The sequence below is a fragment of the Bradyrhizobium sp. UFLA05-108 genome (assembly GCF_059803455.1).
In genome coordinates, this window is sequence record NZ_JBANAZ010000181.1 from 1 (window position 1) to 1,584 (window position 1,584).

Here is a 1,584-nt window from a genome sequence, read left to right on the forward strand (position 1 = left end):
CCTTGGAGGCTTTCGGACGCCGGCCGCCGAATACGCCGCCCCGTCCCTCATGCGGCCGGCATCCGAAACCCTTCACAGCAGCTGCCATTGAACATGACGGCACGATTTTGTATTCGATCCCGACCTGGTCTCTTCCTGATGCCCCAAAGTCTATTCTGGTTGAAGAAGACGCGAGAGGCAGCGAAATGCTACCGGAACCAATTGCTTATTGTTTCTACCGTTATCGCAGGCACTTCTGTCACACTTGGATCGTCGCGACTTTCACAATCGCTATGGTTGCCGCTCCGCTACCGGCTTCAGCGACACCAAATGTGTCAGCGTGCGGATACCTCGCTGATCTGATCGATAAGGCACCGCCAGGGCCGTTGTTCTTGCCCAGCTATCCGACCGTCGAAGCGGGGCCTCTCCAAGGCGCCGCCTACCTTTATGACAATGCGCTGGCCGTCATCGCATTGGTCGGTTGCGGTGAACGAGACAAAGCATATCGGATTGGGGCGGCGATTCTCTGGGCGATTGATAACGACCGCACATGGCACGATGGACGACTCCGGAACGCTTACGCCGCGGGTGTGGTGGCGAATAGCCCCGTCAAACTCCCGGGGTGGTGGGACAATGCCCAGAACAAATGGTTAGAAGATCGATACCAGGTGGGTAGCGATAATGGAAACATGGCATGGGCCATGTTGGCTTTGCTGTCGATTGACGATGTGAACACCGGCCCTCGGTTCCGAGACGGTGCGACACGACTTGGCGCCTGGGTCGCGCAATGGGCCGACACGCGCGGCACTGGCGGTTTCACGGGCGGTACGTTTGGGCATGAACCGACGCCCGACGTACGGACATGGAAATCGACCGAACACAATACTGACATCGCCGCCGCGTTTGGCATTCTCGCAATCCGCACAGGCGATTCGCGCTGGCGTGATATGGCGACGGCCGCTGAGCACTTCGTAGATACGATGTGGGATTCGGCATGCGCCTGTTTCGCGGCGGGCACCGCCGAAGACGGCGTCACGCGCAATCCGATTTTGGCCCTCGATGCTCAGGTTTGGCCCTTAACGGCGCTCCCCGGAGCGGCCAAGAAATTTGCATCGGTAATTACCACCGCCGAACAGCGAATGGGTGTCGACGGGGGCTTTTCTTACGGTGAAGACCGAGACGGAGTGTGGACCGAAGGGACGGGCCAAATGGCTCTCTTGCTGGAGTTACTCGGCAGGGGCGAGAAGGCAAAATCGTTGATCGCTGTAATCGAATCCCAAAGGTCGCCGGATGGCGGGTTCTATGCCGCAAGTGTCCGAGGGCTACCGACTGGGTTCATGCTGGATACCGATCTGGCCAAGCCACGACTCTATTTTCGATTGCCACATCTTGGTGCAGCTTCGTGGGCCGCCCTTGCAGAACGGGGGTTCAATCCCTTTACGGCGACAAGAAGACTTCCGTAGTTCACCCAGTGGTGACCGTCTCAGACTTTTAAGTGCTTTTCGATTTCGATAAGTCCGCAAAGGGTCGATTCCGTTGAAAAAGGGCGGCAGTAATCCGATGTATTGGCGTCAGCGGCGATGCGGCCGAGCGGCTGTGTCGGCC

Annotated in this window: 1 protein-coding gene; it reads left to right on the forward strand. The window is 58.3% G+C overall.

Going from position 1 to position 1,584, the window contains the following annotated elements:
* Positions 1–272 precede the first annotated feature (272 nt).
* Positions 273–1,442, forward strand: a complete 1,170-nt coding sequence (locus tag SO140_RS45790) for a hypothetical protein (RefSeq protein ID WP_449384698.1) — start codon at positions 273–275, stop codon at positions 1,440–1,442.
* Positions 1,443–1,584 lie beyond the last annotated feature (142 nt).

Coding starts and splice junctions, on each gene's coding strand:
- SO140_RS45790 (WP_449384698.1), top strand. CDS start 273: ATGGTTGCCGCTCCGCTACCGGCTTCAGCGACACCAAATGTGTCAGCG.